Origin of the sequence: Sporichthya brevicatena, assembly GCF_039525035.1 — a bacterium.
Classification (GTDB): Bacteria; Actinomycetota; Actinomycetes; order Sporichthyales; family Sporichthyaceae; genus Sporichthya; species Sporichthya brevicatena.
In genome coordinates this window covers 1-2,341 of sequence record NZ_BAAAHE010000061.1, presented here as the reverse complement: position 1 = coordinate 2,341, position 2,341 = coordinate 1, and the positions used below count along the sequence as shown (strand labels likewise).

General features: G+C 69.2%; 2 protein-coding genes. One reads left to right on the top strand and one right to left on the bottom strand.

Annotated features, from left to right (window positions below; all coding sequences use genetic code 11):
* Positions 1 to 79: 79 nt before the first annotated feature.
* Positions 80 to 385 (bottom strand): EthD family reductase, encoded by a 306-nt coding sequence (locus ABD401_RS24365; protein WP_344609701.1) that lies wholly within the window; start codon positions 383 to 385, stop codon positions 80 to 82.
* A gap of 174 nt (positions 386 to 559) precedes the next feature.
* Between ABD401_RS24365 and ABD401_RS24360 the strand changes: the two genes are divergently transcribed.
* Positions 560 to 2,215 carry a CocE/NonD family hydrolase gene (locus ABD401_RS24360; protein ID WP_344609699.1) on the top strand — a complete coding sequence of 552 codons (1,656 nt, stop codon included), beginning with the start codon at positions 560 to 562 and terminating at the stop codon, positions 2,213 to 2,215.
* Positions 2,216 to 2,341 lie beyond the last annotated feature (126 nt).

Here is a 2,341-nt window from a genome sequence, read left to right as displayed (position 1 = left end):
CCATAGCCACAGCCCACCACAAACGGCTCAGGCTGCAGAGGCGACTTTCACAGTCACCCTTTTTTGACCGGAGCGGGGCTCAGTCGACGGTCGAGATGAAGACGTTCACGCCGCCCGTGGCGAAGTTGGCGAGGTCGGCGACGGTGGCCTGGCCCTCGGGGGAGCCCATGGTCTTCTGCATGTCCTCGGGGCTGTCCCACCACAGCTCGGCGGTGCGGTAGACGTCCGAGGGGGACCCGTCGGGGGTGCCGACGACCTTGCACAGCTCCATGCGGCTGACGCCGGTCATCTGAGCAGCCAGGGGGAGGTGGGTCTCGGCGTAGTACTTCTCGAACGCGTCCGGGTCGGTGGGGTGCCCGTACTGGACGTTGATCTTGATGGCCATGGCAGGACGTGCCTTTCCGGGTCGGGACGACGGCAACGTCGCGACGCTATCCGGGGCCGCCATGACCCGGGAAGAGTAACGAGAACGCCCTGTTCGGCCGATTTGTCGAGGGGGACACAGCGGACCTAGGTAGCCTGCACCGGCAAGTCAGACGATTGGGACGGCGGAGGACGCATGCCTCGAATGGGTCGGATGCTGGGCGCGGCGTGCGCCCTGGCGCTGGTGGCGGGGTCCGCCCTGGTGTCCTCCCCGGCCGCCGACGCCGCCGCGAACGCGCCGGCGGTCTCGGGTCCGGTCCCGGTCTGGCTCGGCTACGACCGCCTGCCGGACTACCAGACGATCAGCACCGAGATCCGCGTCCCGATGCGCGACTTCACGCAGATGCGCTGCACGCTGACGCGCCCCGCGGTCGGGGGCCTGCCGCTGTCCGACCAGCGTCCGGTGCTCGTCGTCAACTTCTTCGCCTACCGGGTCCTGCAGCCGGTCCTGCAGATGGCCGAGTACTACGCCGAGCGCGGGTACGTCGCGCTCTCGTGCTCGCCGCGCGGCTCGGGTGGCACGCCCGGCACCTGGCGCCCGTTCGAGGCCCAGGAGCAGCAGGACAACTACGACCTGATCGAGTGGGCCGGCACCCAGCCCTGGAGCAGCGGCAAGGTCGGCCAGACCGGTATCAGCTACGGCGGCATCTCGACGATGAAGGCCGTCGCGGCCAATCCGCCGCATCTGAAGGCCGCGATCCCGATCGTCGCCTACCAGGACCCCTACCGGGAGTTCGCGTACCCGGGCGGCATCCGCAGCACGAAGATGCGCTGGTGGCCGTACTTCACGTGGGGCACCTCGACCGGCGACCAGACCCCGGACGTCTCGCTCGCGACGCTGCCCCAGTACGCCGAGTTCGAGGACCGGGTGAACGCGCACCCGCACTACGACTCGTACTGGAAGTCGCTGACGATCGACATCGAGGCCGCGAACAGGACCAAGATCCCGATGCTGCACGTCGGCGGGTGGAACGACCTGTTCCCCGAGGGCACCGTGCGCAACTACCTCGGCACCCAGGACCAGAGCTGGCTGCTCATGGGCCCGGGCGCGCATCTCGAGTTCGTCCCCGGCGTCCCGCAGTTCGACGAGATGCGCGGCGGCATGCTCGCCTTCTTCGACAACCTTCTGATGGAGCGTAAGGACGCGCGCCTGCCCGACTCGAAGGTCACCAGCTGGGAGCAGCCGCGCGGCGCGGGCCACTGGGTCCAGCTGAACGAGTTCCCGGCCAAGCGGCCCGCGGTGCTCGCCCTCGCCGGCCCGCAGGGCGCGGGGGTCGCGACGCAATTCACCTACGCTGCGAACCCGTTCGACAACGGCTGTCTGTGCACCGACCACGGGCTCTACAACTCCCACGACTACCCGCAGAACAACCAGGCGCTCTGGGACACCCAGCGCGTCCAGTTCAACGGCGCGCCGTCCGACGGCAGCGTCGTCATCGGCGGTGCCCCGGTCGCGCACGTGAAGGCCGCGTTCTCCACGCGTGACGGCGTGCTGGTCGTCCGGCTCGAGGACGTCGCCCCCGACGGCACCTCGACGGTCATCACGACCGGCTGGCTGCGCGCGAGCCACCGCCTCGGGCACGGCTCGGCGATCGCGGTCAGTCCGGGCCAGCCGGGGATGTACAAGGTCGAGTTGCTCCCGACGCACTGGCGCCTGGCGGCCGGGCACTCGTTCCGGATCACGATCTCCAGCGGCGACGTCCAGAACATCGAGCCGATCGCCGAGCCGGGCTCGACCGTCACGATCTTCGCCGGCAAGGGCGGCTCCACCTTCGAGCTCCCGCTCCTCTGAGCCGCCGCCTCTGTCAAAAAAGGGTGACACCCCTTACTGCGCAGTAAGGGGTGTCACCCTTTTTGGCTCTCCTGACTGATCCGTGGGTCATCGGCCAGGCAGAGCGGGGCGGTGGCCGCCGAGGTT